This is a genomic window from Pseudomonadota bacterium (assembly GCA_022572885.1).
Classification (GTDB): Bacteria; Pseudomonadota; Gammaproteobacteria; order Steroidobacterales; family MnTg04; genus MnTg04.
In genome coordinates, this window is sequence record JACZVC010000017.1 from 25,001 (window position 1) to 39,435 (window position 14,435).

15 protein-coding genes (1 of these 15 cut by a window edge) are annotated in these 14,435 nt (G+C 56.9%); 4 read left to right on the plus strand and 11 right to left on the minus strand.

Going from position 1 to position 14,435, the window contains the following annotated elements; translation table 11 throughout:
- Together IIA05_07810 and IIA05_07815 are read right to left on the minus strand one after the other, a co-directional pair.
- On the minus strand, positions 1-913 hold the 5' portion of the coding sequence (locus tag IIA05_07810; protein MCH9027002.1) for a bifunctional helix-turn-helix transcriptional regulator/GNAT family N-acetyltransferase. Its footprint begins 62 nt before the window's first position; the window shows 913 of its 975 coding nt (coding positions 1-913); the start codon lies at positions 911-913; the stop codon falls past the left edge of the window.
- Positions 914-994: 81 nt separating this feature from the next.
- Positions 995-2,197, minus strand: a complete 1,203-nt coding sequence (locus IIA05_07815; protein ID MCH9027003.1) for a tyrosine--tRNA ligase — start codon at positions 2,195-2,197, stop codon at positions 995-997.
- A 157-nt stretch (positions 2,198-2,354) separates the two neighbouring features.
- Here IIA05_07815 and IIA05_07820 point away from each other — a divergent pair, with 157 nt between their 5' ends.
- A complete protein-coding gene (locus tag IIA05_07820) occupies positions 2,355-3,809 on the plus strand; it encodes a peptidoglycan DD-metalloendopeptidase family protein (protein MCH9027004.1) in 1,455 nt (484 codons plus the stop codon).
- A 7-nt stretch (positions 3,810-3,816) separates the two neighbouring features.
- Positions 3,817-4,926: an anhydro-N-acetylmuramic acid kinase gene (locus tag IIA05_07825; GenBank protein MCH9027005.1), complete on the plus strand. Its 1,110-nt coding sequence runs from the start codon at positions 3,817-3,819 to the stop codon at positions 4,924-4,926.
- Between the two features lie 11 nt (positions 4,927-4,937).
- Here IIA05_07825 and erpA read toward each other — a convergent pair whose 3' ends face one another.
- The 3 genes from erpA to IIA05_07840 are packed head-to-tail and all read right to left on the minus strand — an operon-like array spanning position 4,938 to position 6,487.
- On the minus strand, positions 4,938-5,279 hold the full coding sequence (gene erpA / locus IIA05_07830) for an iron-sulfur cluster insertion protein ErpA (protein ID MCH9027006.1): 342 nt from the start codon (positions 5,277-5,279) through the stop codon (positions 4,938-4,940).
- A 51-nt stretch (positions 5,280-5,330) separates the two neighbouring features.
- Positions 5,331-5,735 carry a polymer-forming cytoskeletal protein gene (locus IIA05_07835; protein ID MCH9027007.1) on the minus strand — a complete coding sequence of 135 codons (405 nt, stop codon included), beginning with the start codon at positions 5,733-5,735 and terminating at the stop codon, positions 5,331-5,333.
- 26 nt (positions 5,736-5,761) lie between these two features.
- Complete coding sequence (locus IIA05_07840; GenBank protein ID MCH9027008.1) at positions 5,762-6,487, minus strand: hypothetical protein; 726 nt, start codon at positions 6,485-6,487, stop codon at positions 5,762-5,764.
- Positions 6,488-6,617: 130 nt separating this feature from the next.
- Here IIA05_07840 and IIA05_07845 point away from each other — a divergent pair, with 130 nt between their 5' ends.
- The gene (locus IIA05_07845) at positions 6,618-7,037 is read left to right on the plus strand and encodes a CopD family protein (protein MCH9027009.1); all 420 of its coding nucleotides are present in this window, start codon (positions 6,618-6,620) and stop codon (positions 7,035-7,037) included.
- 9 nt (positions 7,038-7,046) lie between these two features.
- On the opposite strand, the gene IIA05_07850 is transcribed toward IIA05_07845, so the two are convergent.
- On the minus strand, positions 7,047-7,601 hold the full coding sequence (locus IIA05_07850) for an RNA pyrophosphohydrolase (GenBank protein MCH9027010.1): 555 nt from the start codon (positions 7,599-7,601) through the stop codon (positions 7,047-7,049).
- A 179-nt stretch (positions 7,602-7,780) separates the two neighbouring features.
- Here IIA05_07850 and IIA05_07855 point away from each other — a divergent pair, with 179 nt between their 5' ends.
- Positions 7,781-8,725, plus strand: a complete 945-nt coding sequence (locus IIA05_07855) for an iron ABC transporter permease (GenBank protein MCH9027011.1) — start codon at positions 7,781-7,783, stop codon at positions 8,723-8,725.
- Between the two features lie 14 nt (positions 8,726-8,739).
- Here the strand turns inward: IIA05_07855 and IIA05_07860 are convergent, their stop codons facing one another.
- The 5 genes from IIA05_07860 to IIA05_07880 all read right to left on the minus strand — a co-directional run bounded on the left by IIA05_07860 (position 8,740) and on the right by IIA05_07880 (position 14,346).
- Complete coding sequence (locus IIA05_07860) at positions 8,740-9,795, minus strand: ABC transporter ATP-binding protein (GenBank protein MCH9027012.1); 1,056 nt, start codon at positions 9,793-9,795, stop codon at positions 8,740-8,742.
- The gene (locus IIA05_07865; protein MCH9027013.1) at positions 9,785-11,431 is read right to left on the minus strand and encodes an iron ABC transporter permease; all 1,647 of its coding nucleotides are present in this window, start codon (positions 11,429-11,431) and stop codon (positions 9,785-9,787) included. The genes IIA05_07860 and IIA05_07865 overlap by 11 nt, the downstream gene beginning before the upstream one ends.
- Positions 11,432-11,454: 23 nt before the next feature.
- Positions 11,455-12,459, minus strand: coding sequence for an extracellular solute-binding protein (locus IIA05_07870; protein MCH9027014.1), 1,005 nt, complete (start codon positions 12,457-12,459; stop codon positions 11,455-11,457).
- Positions 12,460-12,587: 128 nt separating this feature from the next.
- Positions 12,588-13,682, minus strand: coding sequence for a sensor domain-containing diguanylate cyclase (locus IIA05_07875; protein MCH9027015.1), 1,095 nt, complete (start codon positions 13,680-13,682; stop codon positions 12,588-12,590).
- Positions 13,683-13,797: 115 nt separating this feature from the next.
- A complete protein-coding gene (locus IIA05_07880; GenBank protein MCH9027016.1) occupies positions 13,798-14,346 on the minus strand; it encodes a hypothetical protein in 549 nt (182 codons plus the stop codon).
- Positions 14,347-14,435: the final 89 nt, after the last annotated feature.

Genomic DNA, 14,435 nt, shown 5'->3' on the forward strand with positions numbered 1-14,435 from the left:
ATGGCGACCTTTGCGGCCGCCTCTCATGGACAAAACCCGCGGACTCATACAAGTGGATGGCCGGCAACAACCGGCTGCTTGATTCAAGGTACAGGTAGGTACCGCCAAGCCGGTGGTAGCGCATAATTGATTCCTCGAGCAGGCGCCGCCCGATACCCAGGCCCTGGCTGTGTACGGTCACCGCCATTTTGCTGATCTCATAGGCGCCATTCTGCTGGTAAATCAGCGCACAGGTGCCGACGATCTCGCCCATGTAGCGTGCATAGAAAATAGCGCCACCGGGGTCCAGAATGTGTTTTTGCGGATCAGACAGGATGTGCTGATCCATTTCCTCGACATAAAAATACTTTTGCAGCCACTCCGTGTTCAGTTCGAGAAACGCCGCTTTGAACTCAGGCTGGAAATCGAATATTTCGACCGCGTCTGCCTTGGTCCGTTTCGCCACGGCCCGTACATCATCGACAAAGCTGTGCTCTGTCAAAACGCTTTCAAAGTTTCTGAGCGCCGCGAGCAGGTCGTGCCCGGTTGCGGAAATATACTGGCTCAGGATATGCACGATCGCCGCCCAAACCGGCCTTAGCTCGCGTATCGCCGCCCGGCCTTTGTCGGTCAGTGATAATTGTCGCTGCCGGCGATCGCTCTCAACGATGGTGTGCTCCAGGTAGCCTTTTCTTGCCAGGCGTTTGCTGATCTGGCTAACGGCCGAATGGCTCTGCCCGATACGATCAGCGATTTCCGTTACCGCCAGCGCTTGCTCAGCCAGTACGTGCAGGACCGGGAAAGACGCCGCATTAATATCGATGCCATTGTCCTTGTAGACCTCGTCAATACTGGCGTAGAGCCGATCGGTCACCCGCCTCAGCAAGGAGCCCAGGGTCAACTCGTTGAGTTTATCCAGTGCCGGTACAGCCATAGAATCCAGGTTCCGTCAGTATTTACGTTAGGACTAACACATACCGACTCAAGCGGCAAACAAAAGTGGCCGTTTGCTCGCCTAGGGGGCCAAGCTGACCTTGGCAAACTTTCGTTTGCCGACCTGGATAATGTAGGTGGCGCCTGCTTTCAGCGCCAGATCGCGGTCCGTAACCTTGGCGCCGTCCACCTGGACCGCGCCCTGCTTGAGCATACGGAACCCTTCCGAGTTGCTGGCGGTCAGCCCGGCGCCGCGCAGCACATTGGCGATGCCGAGCTCGCCATCTTCGGTCGCCAGTTCGCACTCGGTCATTTCGTCCGGTATTTCGCCGCGGCTAAACCTGGCGACAAAATCATCCCTTGCCTTTTCCGCCGCCGCGCGATCGTGAAATCGTTCTATGATTTCCATGGCAAGCTCGATCTTGATATCGCGCGGATTCCGGCCGTTGTCGGCGGCCTTCTGCAAAGCGGCTAAATCCGCGGTACTGCGAAAGCTGAGTAATTCAAAATAACGCCACATCAAATCATCGGAAACCGACATCAGCTTGCCAAACATTTCGGCGGGCGGGTCCGTTATGCCGACATAGTTACCCAGCGATTTGGACATCTTCTGGACACCATCGAGCCCCTCGAGCAAAGGCATGGTGACAACGATCTGGGGTTGCTGCCCGTACGCTTGCTGCAGTTGCCTGCCAACCAGTAAATTGAATTTCTGATCGGTGCCGCCCAGTTCGACATCGGCTTTCATCGCGATCGAGTCATAGCCTTGAACCAGCGGGTACAGGAACTCGTGAATGGAAATGGCACGGCCGTCTTTGTAGCGTTTGCTGAAATCGTCCCTTTCCAACATCCGCGCCACCGTATGTTTACCCGCCAATTGAATCAGATCGGCGGCCGACATTTCGCTCATCCAGGTCGAGTTAAACATGATTCTGGTCTGGTCAGGATCGAGAATCCTGAACACCTGGTCCTGATAGGTCTTCGCGTTTTCGAGAATCTCGTCCCGGCTCAATGCAGGCCGGGTCGCGTTCTTGCCGGTCGGGTCGCCAATCATTCCAGTAAAATCGCCGATCAGGAATATTACCTCGTGCCCCAACTGCTGGAACTGGCGCATCTTGTTGATCAGTACGGTGTGCCCGATGTGCAGATCGGGCGCCGTCGGATCGAACCCGGCTTTCACCCGCAGCTTGCCACCCGCTCGCAGGCGTTTCTCAAGTTCTTTCTCAACGATGACCTCATCTGCCCCTCGTTGAATGACTTCCATTTGTTCTTTGACTGAAGGCATCAGGCGATTATAGGGCTGGTGCAACCCAGTTGCACCGCCTGTCTTTTTTTTTGCCGGACTGGCAGCCGGCAAAGCCGCCGCTGGATGAATTTTGATGAATTTGACGCTTCTCGAAAGTCCCGTTAGTGTTAGCCGCAGCGAACATCCGGGGCCACAAGTGGACCGAATACCCAGCCAGTTAAGGCACGACTACAAATTTGTCTCCCCCGCGTCAGGTGTTTCTTTTCGGCTGCTCTGGTTTGCCACCGGTCTCGCTGTGTCGATCGGTGTTGCAATGATGCTTTTCGCTCCTGCCGAAACAGAACCAGCCGATATTTCTGAATCGCTGACCCGCATCGTCGCAAATCGATCCGGCGACCACGTCCTGACCCTGCCCCTGTTGCTTCCCGCTGCCGGCCCCGCTGTTTCGACTTATGAGAATGACCAGCGGCTCACTGTGGCAGCCATCCTCCACAAAGACTTCCCATTGGTGAGCAACCCGGAAACAGGCACCCGAATCAGCGCTACCGGCGAAAAGCTGACCCTGACGGTCAAAAGCGGAGACACGCTGGATGGGTTATTTGGCAGGCACAATCTCAGGCGGGCCGATCTGATGGCATTGCTCGATCTGTCTGCGGCGAGATCGATGTTGCGCGACATCAAACCCGGTGATCGATTCGAAGTTACGCATAACAATGGCGATCTGCAGAGCCTCGAGCGCAGGGTTAATGAAACCACCACGGTTCGCGTAGTCCGCGATGAACAGGGATTCGCACTGCAGAAGATCGACCACCCGATCGAAAACAGGCTCGCCTATCGTCACGGAACAATAGACAGTTCACTTTTTGAAGCGGGTAAGCAGGCCAACGTTGCCGACAAGGTAATCATGAATCTGGCAGGCATATTTGCGTGGGACATCGATTTCGTTCTCGATATCCGGCGGGGAGACCGCTTTGTCGTCATCTATGAGGAAATCTGGCAGGAAGGCGAGTTCCTGCGCGATGGCGAAATCCAGGCTGCAGAGTTCATTAATAACGGCGATTCATATCGCGCGCTCCGCTACGTGGACAGTTCGGGAAAGGCTGATTACTACACACCCGATGGCCACTCGGTGCGCAAAGCCTTTATCCGGGCGCCGGTTGATTTTTCACGGGTCAGCTCGAGATTCAATCCCAGGCGCCGTCACCCGATACTAAATGTGGTACGGGCACACAAGGGCGTGGATTATGCCGCGCCCAGCGGAACCCGGGTCAAGGCTGCGGGTGATGGTAAAGTCATTCACCGAGGCAAAAAAGGCGGTTATGGCAACACCATTATCTTGCAGCACGGTGGCAACATCACGACCCTTTATGGACATCTGTCCAGATTCGCGAGACAGGCCAGAATTGGCCGCCGCGTGAAGCAAGGCCAGGTAATCGGCTATGTCGGCAAAACAGGCCTCGCGACTGCACCGCACCTGCACTATGAATATCGATTGAATGGCGTACACCGAAATCCTCGTACGGTTTCCTTGCCAAAGGCGGCGCCGATTGCCGAAGACCAGCACGACGCTTTTTTTCAGCAGACTGGCGGGCTGCTGGCGCAACTGGATACAGTCAGGCGATCACAGGTCGCTATCGCGGCCGTTCCCTGAGCCACAGATGGGTTCCAGCCTTTATATCGGTTTGCTGTCGGGTACCAGCCTCGATGCGATAGACGCCGCGCTGCTTTCTTTCGATAACGAGCTGCCAACATTAATCAGCACGGAAAGCCATGAGCTGCCGGCGAACCTTCGAAAAGAGCTGCTCCGCTTATTCGAGTACCCGGACCAGGCTGACCTCAGAGTACTCGGCAAACTCGACCGGGAACTGGGAGAATGCTTTGCCAGTACTGCCACCCGGCTGATCACGAAAGCGGCCATCGATGCCAGCGCCGTGGTCGCGATCGGCAGTCATGGACAGACACTGTGGCACCAGCCAGGCGAAAACGGGTTCACCTGGCAAATGGGCGATCCAAACATCATCGCCGCGAAAACCGGGATCAAAACAGTGGCTGATTTCAGGCGCATGGATATCGCGCTCGGTGGCCAGGGAGCGCCGCTGGCCCCGGCCTTTCACCGGGTTGTTTTCGCCAGCGCCGATGAATACCGGGTTGTGGTCAACATCGGTGGTATATCCAACCTGACGCTGTTACCAACCGAGGAGACGGTCCATGGCTTTGATGCGGGCCCGGGTAACGTATTGATGGATGCCTGGTGCAGGCGTCATCGGGATCAAAAATTCGACTGTGACGGCGAATGGGCCACCAGTGGGACGGTTATCCAGGAACTGCTGGATTCCATGCTCGCGCATGACTTCTTTGCGAAGTCTCCGCCGAAAAGCACGGGCCGCGAGACGTTCCACCTGGCCTGGGTCGACGGGCTGATCAGCAAGCTGGAGCAATCGCCGCGCCTGCAGGATGTACAGGCGACGCTGGCGGAATTGACCGCGAGCGCTATCGGCAATGCGGTTCGCGACCATGCGGCGGACAGTACACGGGTTTTGATCTGCGGCGGAGGCGGCAAAAACCTCCACTTGATGAAAAGATTACGGGCGCATCTGCAAGGACGTAGCGTATCGACGACTGCGGAATACGGCCTGAATCCGGGTTGGGTCGAGGCGGCCGTCTTCGCCTGGCTGGCCAAGGAAACCATCGCGGGAAGGCCGATAGATCTGCCTGCGATCACCGGTTCGAGCAAGGCCGCGATACTGGGTGGTATTTATTCGGTCTAGCCGCCTGTCTGTCAGACCGAAAAGGATGAGCCGCAACCACAGGTGCTGCTCGCATTGGGATTTCTGATTACGAACTGTGCGCCTTGGAGATCCTCGTTGTAATCGATTTCGGCGCCAGCCAGATACTGAACGCTCAATGGATCTATCAGCAAGGTTACACCGCAGTTTTCTATCCTGGTGTCGCCGTCTTCCACGGTCTCGTCAAAAGTAAAGCCGTATTGAAAACCCGAACAGCCGCCGCCGGCCACATAGACGCGAAGTTTCAGATCCGGGTTGTCCTCTTCACGGATCAGCTCCCCGACCTTCATGGCGGCCGAGTCTGTAAATATCAATACCGCTGTTTCTGCTGTCATCTCAATACCACAGTCTGTACAGGTTCTTTATAGGCCTCCGATGCCCGTTTTTCAAGAGGCATCGCTGACCTTCTTCTGATACGCCAGCAAAGGCGTGGTCGTGCCCGGCCGGTGGATCAGCTTACCATTGACCTCGGCGCCAATCGACATTTCTATCAGATTGTAATACACGTTGCCGTTAACCTTCGCATTCGGCCCGAGCACGATGCGATTCCCTGCAACCACGTCACCAATAATCGTTCCGTTTAGCACGATTTCCGGCGCGCTGACGGTTCCTTCAATAACCCCGCGTTCGCTGATGCTGACTATCGATATCGTTTCGGCGGCCGCCTTTACGTTGCCTTTGATATAACCATCGACATGAAAGCCGCCGCCGAACCTTATATCGCCCTCAACGCGGCTGTTGCAACCGATCAGCGTATCGATTGAAGGGTTTTTCTTTTTACGACCAAACATTGATTCCCCCGAACATCGTAAAAGTATTAACCGTTCTGCGGTTGCCAGTCAAAAGACTGACGCACGGCTCGCGACGGCCGCCGGCTTGGCACCGGCACCACGTTAATCCGTTCCGCGACAAATCCTTCCGGTAAGACCAGTTCTCGCTCGAACTCCTGGAAATACCTGAACGAAAATTCTATGGGCTCAAACTGCTCGCCCGGCCGGCCCAGTTGCGACAAATCGAGAGTCACGGATTTTCCGTCCTGGACGCCATCGACAGATATTCGAACCCGGCCGGAAACGATGCGGCTGTGATTAACCGCCTGCATCAGGACCAGGTGCAAGCGGAAATATTTTTCCTCGGCAAGCTGCAGCAGACTCATCTCCTGTATCTGCAGCCCTTCCGCCTGCGATTCGGGTGCCATGATGCCGCGATAGAAATTCAGGTCTTTCTGCCGGTCGGCAAGTTCTTGCTGAAGTTCCAGGAGTCTTTCCTCGACCTGCGAATACGCCTCTTTGTCGATTCGGTGCGATGCGTCCAGCACGGCCACTTTCTGCCTCAGCCCATCGGAAGTAACACCCAGGTCAGCGATCTGTTGTCGCAGACCACTCTCCGTCTCCACCGCCTCAAGAACAAAAAATCCGGCCTGCATTCGCCCGTATTCGAAACTGAGCCAGATTGCCCCGAACAACATGAGCAGCGCGATCGCCCAGTTGAGGCGCGACCGAAGGGGTGAATAATTTTTCACGATCAAACGTGATTTACCCACCGCCGGTTCCTCCATCGCAGCGCCGCAGTTCGTCCTGGTGGCGCCGCGACAATAAGGTATTTACTCTTATTGCTCAAGCAACGTTCACAGTACAATAATGGCCATCGCTAAAGTCTGAGACAGGGGAAGTATGATGATCTGGGTCAAAGCGATGCACGTGATCTTCATGGTTACCTGGTTTGCCGGCCTTTTCTACCAGGCCAGGCTCTATATCTATCACTTGCAGGCAACCGACGAAGAAGGCCACCAGCGCTTCATCGTCATGGAGCGGCGATTGTTTATCCTCATGACGATCGGCGGCGCGCTGACTTTTATCTTCGGATTCTGGCTGCTTGCCTTGCAACCGCTTTACCTCGAGATGCCCTGGGTACAGATCAAGCTGGCACTGGTCGCCGGCCTGGTGCTTTACCAGTGGTATCTTTGGAAAATTCACTGCGACCTGGCACAGAAAAAATGCAAGCACAGCGAACGGTGGCTCAGGGTCTTCAACGAGGTGCCGGCGATCGGCTTGATTCTTATTATTATCCTCGCGGTCGTTCGTCCGTTTTAGCCGGACGATTCATGAATAGTCCGGGCCGGCAGCGGACGCCCGCAGAGTTTCTTCGATCCACTCCGGTTGCCGGGGAAGCTTGTCCTTCCCCAGAAATTGTCCGAGTTCGGTCAGCGCCTGCGCATACACCCGCCGCTTGAAAAAAATCACTTCACGGACCGGCTGCCAGTAATCGACCCACCGCCAGCGATCAAATTCCGGCTGAGCCGTAGAATCGAAACGCAATCGCGTGCTGGTATTCGACAGCCTCAGCAAATACCATTTTTGTTTCTGGCCTACGCACAGAGGCAGACTCTGGCTACGCTGATATTTTTTTGGTAACTGGTAGCGCAACCACCCTTGCGTACAACCGAGGATACTCACGTCCTTGTCGGTCAGGCCGACTTCCTCATGGAGTTCCCGGAACAGGGCCTGTTCAGCGGACTCCCCGGTCAAAATGCCGCCTTGCGGAAACTGCCAGCCTTTTTGACGCACGCGGCCACCGAGAAATACCTGACCGTCATCGCGACTGATTACAATTCCTACGTTGGCCCTGAATCCTTCCGAATCTATGTAATCCTTCATATACCCATTGAAGACAAAACTGAAACTGCTGCGATTGTTCCACATGGCGGCGTCCATAACTAGCAGCTTGTTCACCTGCGCCGCGTTGTTTAGGCTTAGCCTGTATTTTTTACCAAGACGGCAGCCGCCCCGGAGATTCGCATTTGAAACCAGCGCCCAGAACCAGGATTTACCTCATCATGGCGCTGGTTCCTTTGGCCAGCGTGTTGTTTGCGCTGCTGGTAGGCTCTGTATCTCTCGAGCCACAGACCCTCTGGAGAATTCTCGATGGCAGCGCCGACGAACTGGCTCGAACCCTGGTCATCGACCTGCGCCTGCCCAGGGCCCTGGCCGCGCTGACCACCGGTGGCATGCTCGCCCTGGCAGGTTGCCTGATGCAGGTCCTGCTGCGCAACCCGCTGGCCGACCCATATATCCTGGGTGTTTCCGGAGGCGCTGCGGTCGGCGCCTTGCTGGCTATTAGCGCCGGACTCGGCGGCTTCTGGATCGGCGGCAACGCCTTTGCCGGGGCGCTTGCAGTCACGCTGATCGTCTTTGTACTGGCCCGTAGAGGAGGGGGCTGGACACCAACCCGCCTGCTCCTGGTTGGCGTCGTTTTGGCCGCCGGTATGGGCGCCCTGATCAGCCTGATCCTTGCGCTGGGGCCTGACAGCAGCCTCAGGGGCATGCTTTTTTGGCTGATGGGAGACTTTTCCTTCGTACGCCAGTGGCGTGGCCAGATGGCGCTCCTGGTCGTGGTACTGGCAATCTGCCTGGCCATGGCTCGGCCGCTGAATTTGCTGACCCGGGGCGAAAAGCAGGCAACTTTGCTCGGCGTCGAAGTCGGCCCGCTGCGGGTGACTATTTATCTGCTCAGTTCACTGCTGACAGCGGCGGCCGTAACGACCGCGGGCAGCATTGGATTTGTTGGCCTGGTGGTACCGCACCTGGTCCGGCTGATCGCCGGGTCTGATCACCGCATCGTGCTGCCCGCTGCGACTTTGCTTGGCGGTTCACTGCTGGTGGTCGCGGATACCCTGGCGCGAACCGTGGTCGCTCCGCGACAATTACCGGTCGGTGCGCTGACTGCGCTGATTGGCGTCCCGTTGTTCCTGATGTTGCTCAATTCGAAGCGTGGCACCTGAATACCAGCCACCGCTCAAGTCGGATTTTTTTGGTCGCCGTACTTTGGAAAAGTCACTACATGATCCGCTGCAAGACGCACCCCGATGTGTTCTCCGACACGATGGTTGTGATGGCTGGGAACCAGCGCGTAGAAGTGATCGCCGCAGTCGAGGGAAAGCGTGTACAGGATGTCCGCCCCGCGAAATTCTTTGTGGCAGACCCGCGCGGTCAGCTTGCTGTCATCATCATGGATGATATCGTCGGGCCTGAGCAAAACATCAACTACCGTGCCGGGCGACAGCTTGTCGCTGCCGCCTTTGAGCAATCCGAGCCCTATCCGGATGCCCCCTTCTTCCACCCGGCCACTGACGATAACGCCACGGCCGATAAAGTCGGCGACAAAACGGTTGGCGGGCTCGTGATAAAGCTGGTACGCGCTGTCCCACTGCATCAACTGGCCATCCAGCATCACGCCGATACTGTCGGCGATCGAAAACGCCTCCTGCTGATCATGGGTAACCATCAGCGTCGTTGTTCCACGCTCTTTCAGCAGCTCACGGACTTCGATGCTGAGCCGGTGCCGCAACTCGCTATCGAGACTGGAAAAAGGCTCATCCAGTAACAGCAGTTTCGGGTTTGGGGCAAGCGCACGAGCCAGGGCAACCCTCTGCTGCTGGCCCCCGGACAGTTCGTGCGGATATACCTCGACCGTATTTGACAGCCCCATGGACGCGAGGGTTGCAAGCGCTTGTTCGCGCCGCTGGGCTGGCGGCAGAACATGCAGGCCGAATTCGACGTTGTTCAACACATTGAGATGCGGCAAGAGAGAGAAGTCCTGGAACACCATGCCAATGCCCCTGAGTTCCGGCGGCACGGTAAATCCCGGTCCACTGATGACCGTGTTGTCGGTAATAACCTGGCCTGCGATTACCGGTTCAAAACCGGCGATACATCTGAGAACCGTGGTCTTGCCGCAGCCGCTCGGACCCAGCAGGCAGCCGATTTCACCCTGCTCAATCTGAAAGCTGATTCCCTGCAAAACCTCGCGTTTGCGGTACGCCTGAACGATGTTGTCCAGTTCAAGCCTCATGCTCAGACCTCCGAGTCAAAATCACGACCGGCAGCAAGCCTACCAGCACAATGGCACAGGCGGGTAATGCGGCCTGCTGCCATTGCCCTTCCGAGGTCATTTCGAATACCCGGACCGCGAGCGTCTCCCAGCCGAACGGGCGGGTCATCAAAGTAATCGGCATTTCCTTCATCAGGTCAACGAAAGCCAGCGCAAAAGCGGTCAATAGCCCGGTCTTGAGCATCGGGAAATGGACCCGCCGCAACGATGTCCATCCCGAAACGCCGAGTACCAGAACCGATTCATCAATTGCCGGGGTAATCCGCAGCATATTGGCTGCAACCGGTTGATGAGCGACCGCCAGAAAGCGCACCAGATAGGCGAGCAGCATAGTGGCAAGACCGGTCTGCAGGGTTAGCTGCGGCGCATTGGCCGCGAACAGGAAATCCAGGATGGCCTGCAGCTGGTTGTTGACGAATGCCAGCGGCACAAAGATACCTATCGCCAGCACAGTTCCGGGCATCGCGTACCCCAGCGTGGCGATCTGGCCAGCCAGGTGGCTCAATGGGTGTTTATCAAGCCGCATCGCGTAATTCAACAACAAAGCGGCCACGGTAATGGTGCCGGCCGCCGTCAACGACAGGCTGACCGAGCGCCAGGCAAAACCCCAGAATCTCAAATCCAGCCCGCCGGTGACGACATCGCGCCACGCCCAGATCAGCAGCTGGGTAAACGGCAGGAGGAAAGCCAGCGACAAGACCAGCCCGCAACAAGCGAAACCCAGCCAGCGATTGCGAACGCCAAGGCGAATGCGGCCGCCAGGAGGAGATTTTCCCGGATGGTAACGTGCCCGGTCGCGCAGCCATCGCTCTACGACGACAACGATAAAGACCCCCAGCACCAGGAACGATGCCAGCTGCAGCGCAGCCCTCACGGAAAACAGGCCAAACCAGGCGTGATAGATAGCGGTTGTCAGCGTGTCGTAATTGAATACCGCCACGGTCCCGAAATCGGCCAGCGTTTCCATGACAACCAGCATCACGCCACCGGCTATCCACGGCCGCGCCATCGGCAGCGCTACCTTGAAAAATCCCTGTACGCCATTGAAACCAACCGACTGGGCCACTTCAAGCACCCGTTTGCCCTGGGTCAGGAAGGCGCTGCGCGCAACCAGGTACACATAGGGATAGAGAGTCAGACTCAACACCACGATTATGCCTGCGCGCGAGCGTATCGGCGGCAGCCAGCTGCCCGGTCCCAGCCACTCACGCAAAAAACCCTGCACGGGCCCGGCGTATTCCAGCAAACCGATGGCGATGAAACCCAGCACATAGCCGGGGATCGCCAGAGGCAGCAACAGGGCCCAGGCGAAAACGCCGCGCCCTGGAAATTCGCAAATTGCCGTCAGCCACGCCAGACCGGTACCCAGTATCGTCGTGAGTATGGCGACGCCTAGAACCAGCCAGAAGGTATTGCTCAACACCCGGGGCAGGACAAATTCAAGCAAATGCGGCCAGACTTCGGTATCCGGGTTGAAGAAAGCGCCGGCGATGACACCGACCGCCAGGATCGCCGGCAACGCGATTGCCAAAGCGACCAGAAACCACGGTCCCGGCAAGGATCGACGCAACCAATGCGGCCGTGGGGTCACCGACATAGTGGTAATTACCTCTAGCCCGGCTAATGGTACCCCGCCCGGTCCATTAGCCTGACAGCATCGGCTTGCAATTCGCCGGCTGAAACGACGTCAACCGGGCTGGCTTCGAATGCTCCCCACGACACGACCAGCGGATCGGGCTCGACTGCGGGATTGGCGGGAAATTCCATGCCGACGCTCGCGAACACAGCCTGCGCCGCCGGCTGCGAAAGCCACTCCAGAAAGGCGACCGCCTTTTCACGGCGGGGTGCAAAACGGGTTACGCCGGCACCGGCAACATTGACATGGACACCACCGTCGCTGGCAGCGGGCCAGAACAACGCCAGCGGCAAATCGGGCTGCGCTTTCTGCAACCGACCAAAATAGTAACTGTTGACCACACCGAGCTGGCACTGCCCCGCCAATATCGCTTTCATCAACCGCGTATCGTCCGAGAAAACGTCCGTTGCGAGGTTGTCGACCCAAGCTCGCACGACCACCTCGGTTTCCTGCTCACCGTACTGGGCGATCAACATGGCGACCAGCGACTGATTGTAGACTTTCTTCGAGGTTCGCAGACACAGGCGCCCTTTCCACTTTGGCTTTGCCAAATCGAAATAATTGACCAACTCATCCCGGGAAACGGCGGCGGGATCGTAGACTATCGTTCTTGCGCGCACAGAGATTCCAAACCATTGCTGGTCGCGATCGCGAAGATGCCCTGGAATATTGGCTTCGAGTACGGACGATTCGACCGGTTGGAACAACCCTTCCCTGGCAGAATGCCAAAGATTACCCGCGTCCACGGTTATCAGCAGGTCGGCAGGACCGTTTTTGCCTTCCGCAACCAGCCGTTGCATCAACACTTCCGCCTTGTCGGTTACGAAATCGATCTTGATGCCCGTTTCTTGCTCGTAAAGGTCAAATACCGGTTTGATCAACTGCTCGTTGCGCGCCGAATAAACGACCAGGGATGAATCGGCGGGCGGCGTACAGGCGGCCATCAGCAAAGCTCCCACCAGTACATAAAAAGCGTTGTTGGTTCTCATGAATTCGCCATGCCCTAAATGCAAATGATTCTCATTATCATATGAAAGTACTGTATTTACAACACTTTTTTCGGCTTCACCAGCAAACATCGGCCGTTTTGGGGTACGCGGATCGGCAATTTTCCCACTCAGGGCTCAGCAGCGGTTTTTACGCAATCCCGCCCCGCCGACTTCGCCTTGTACATTGCGACATCCGCCGCCGCCAGCAAGGCTTCCGCCACCGTTTTCAGGTCCTGTTCGTACTCATCGGGCAGGCAACTGGAAACCCCGATGGACACGGTAATGGTTACGGCGTTATGCGGATCTATGGTAATCGGTGTTTCACTGACCGCCGCCCTGATCCGGTTCGCCAGGTCTACGGCATCTTCGACCTCGGTCGCGGGCAACAGTAAAACGAATTCCTCGCCGCCATAGCGCGCGGCCATATCGCTTCCCCGGATCTGGCTTTCAATCCTCTGGGCGAGTTCGCGCAACGCGCGGTCACCGGCAAGATGCCCAAACTGGTCATTTATGCGCTTGAAATGATCGACATCGAGCAGCAGGCAGCATAGGCCCAACCTGTCTCTCCGCGCACGGGCCAACTCCTCTCGCAGACGATCCTGCAAATAACGACGATTGTGCCAGCCCGTCAGGACATCGGTCAGACCACTGCGCACGAGCCGCGCCCGGTTAACCATGTTTTCGAGCGCAAACGAGGCAATGGTCGCCAGGTGAGCGAGCACATCCACACCATGCTGCGGCGTAAAGCGCGTCACATCGGTGGTGCCGAAATTCAGACTCCCCATCAGGCGGTCCTGGCGGATCAACGGCAGTAACGCGACGCTCTTGAGGTGAGTGGAATCAGGGAAAACCAACTGATGGTCGGCGGCGTTGTACGGCCCAAGCCACGGTCGGCTCAGTGAGGTGAACTGCGGCGCCAGACCCGTCATCGTATCGACATAGATAACGCCCGGCAGCTCTTCATCACGGTCCATGCTATCCATCAGCAGGTGGCGAATTTCATGATGCGGGTCGCACACCAAAAGAGTGACGTTGCTAAGTCCAAAAGAATTGGCCAACCCGGCCACCATGTGCTCCATCAGGTCCTGCAGCGACTCAGCCTGCAACAGACCAAGTTCCCTGGCCTGCGATCGCTCCCGGATCGCGTGGTTTTTCTCAGCCTCACTCGTCAAAGCGGCTAGCTGTTCCCTGAGCTTCTTGTTCTTGGCTTGCAGGTCGCTCATTGTTTTCCTTAACCGGTCGCGAGTTTCCTGGCTCGCAGCTACCCTTTTTATCGGCTGCCTCTACACAATGCAAGCGGCCATCAACAAGCAACAAAAACTGCCGAGCAAAAATATTTCAGGTTCCTGGCAAGTCCACCGCTGCCATTGTCGTTTTTCCGTGTATACCTTCAACGTAGGGGACCAACCGCGTCTGCAGAAAGTCATCGATCATTTTTTGCAGCCCTGGCATCCATTTCTGGTCGAGCCCACTGATCGTTACCTTGACTTCGAGACGAGTTTCGCTGCCGTGAGGAAAAAACCGGTATTGTGCATTCAGATAAAGGGCCCGGGGCGCGCGCCGCGAAACCCAGTGCTGAACATCGGTCTCCGTACCCGCGCCAGCCAGAAAACCCGCCGGGCCATCATCTAGCACCTGCATCCACCAGCCCTGAACGTAGCCGGTAACGGGGTTGTACATCTGCTCGGCGCCTGCCGGCAATATCACCCGGTTGGTAAATACCATGCTCGGCTCGGCAGATCGTGGGGACACCACCTGTCGATCGCTCGTACTGGAAAACAAGGATGGGTCGAATTTAAATTCAGCATCCACAACTGACTGCGGAAGCGATGCGTGACCAAAGCCGAGCCCCATCACCAGCAAAACCACTTTTGATCCCCAGGACATCGAAATCCCCGCAGCCGCAAATTCATAGGGTAGAAGGATTGCGGAGATTATGAGTGGCCAGCCAGCGTCAAACAAGCCGGATCAGCTGA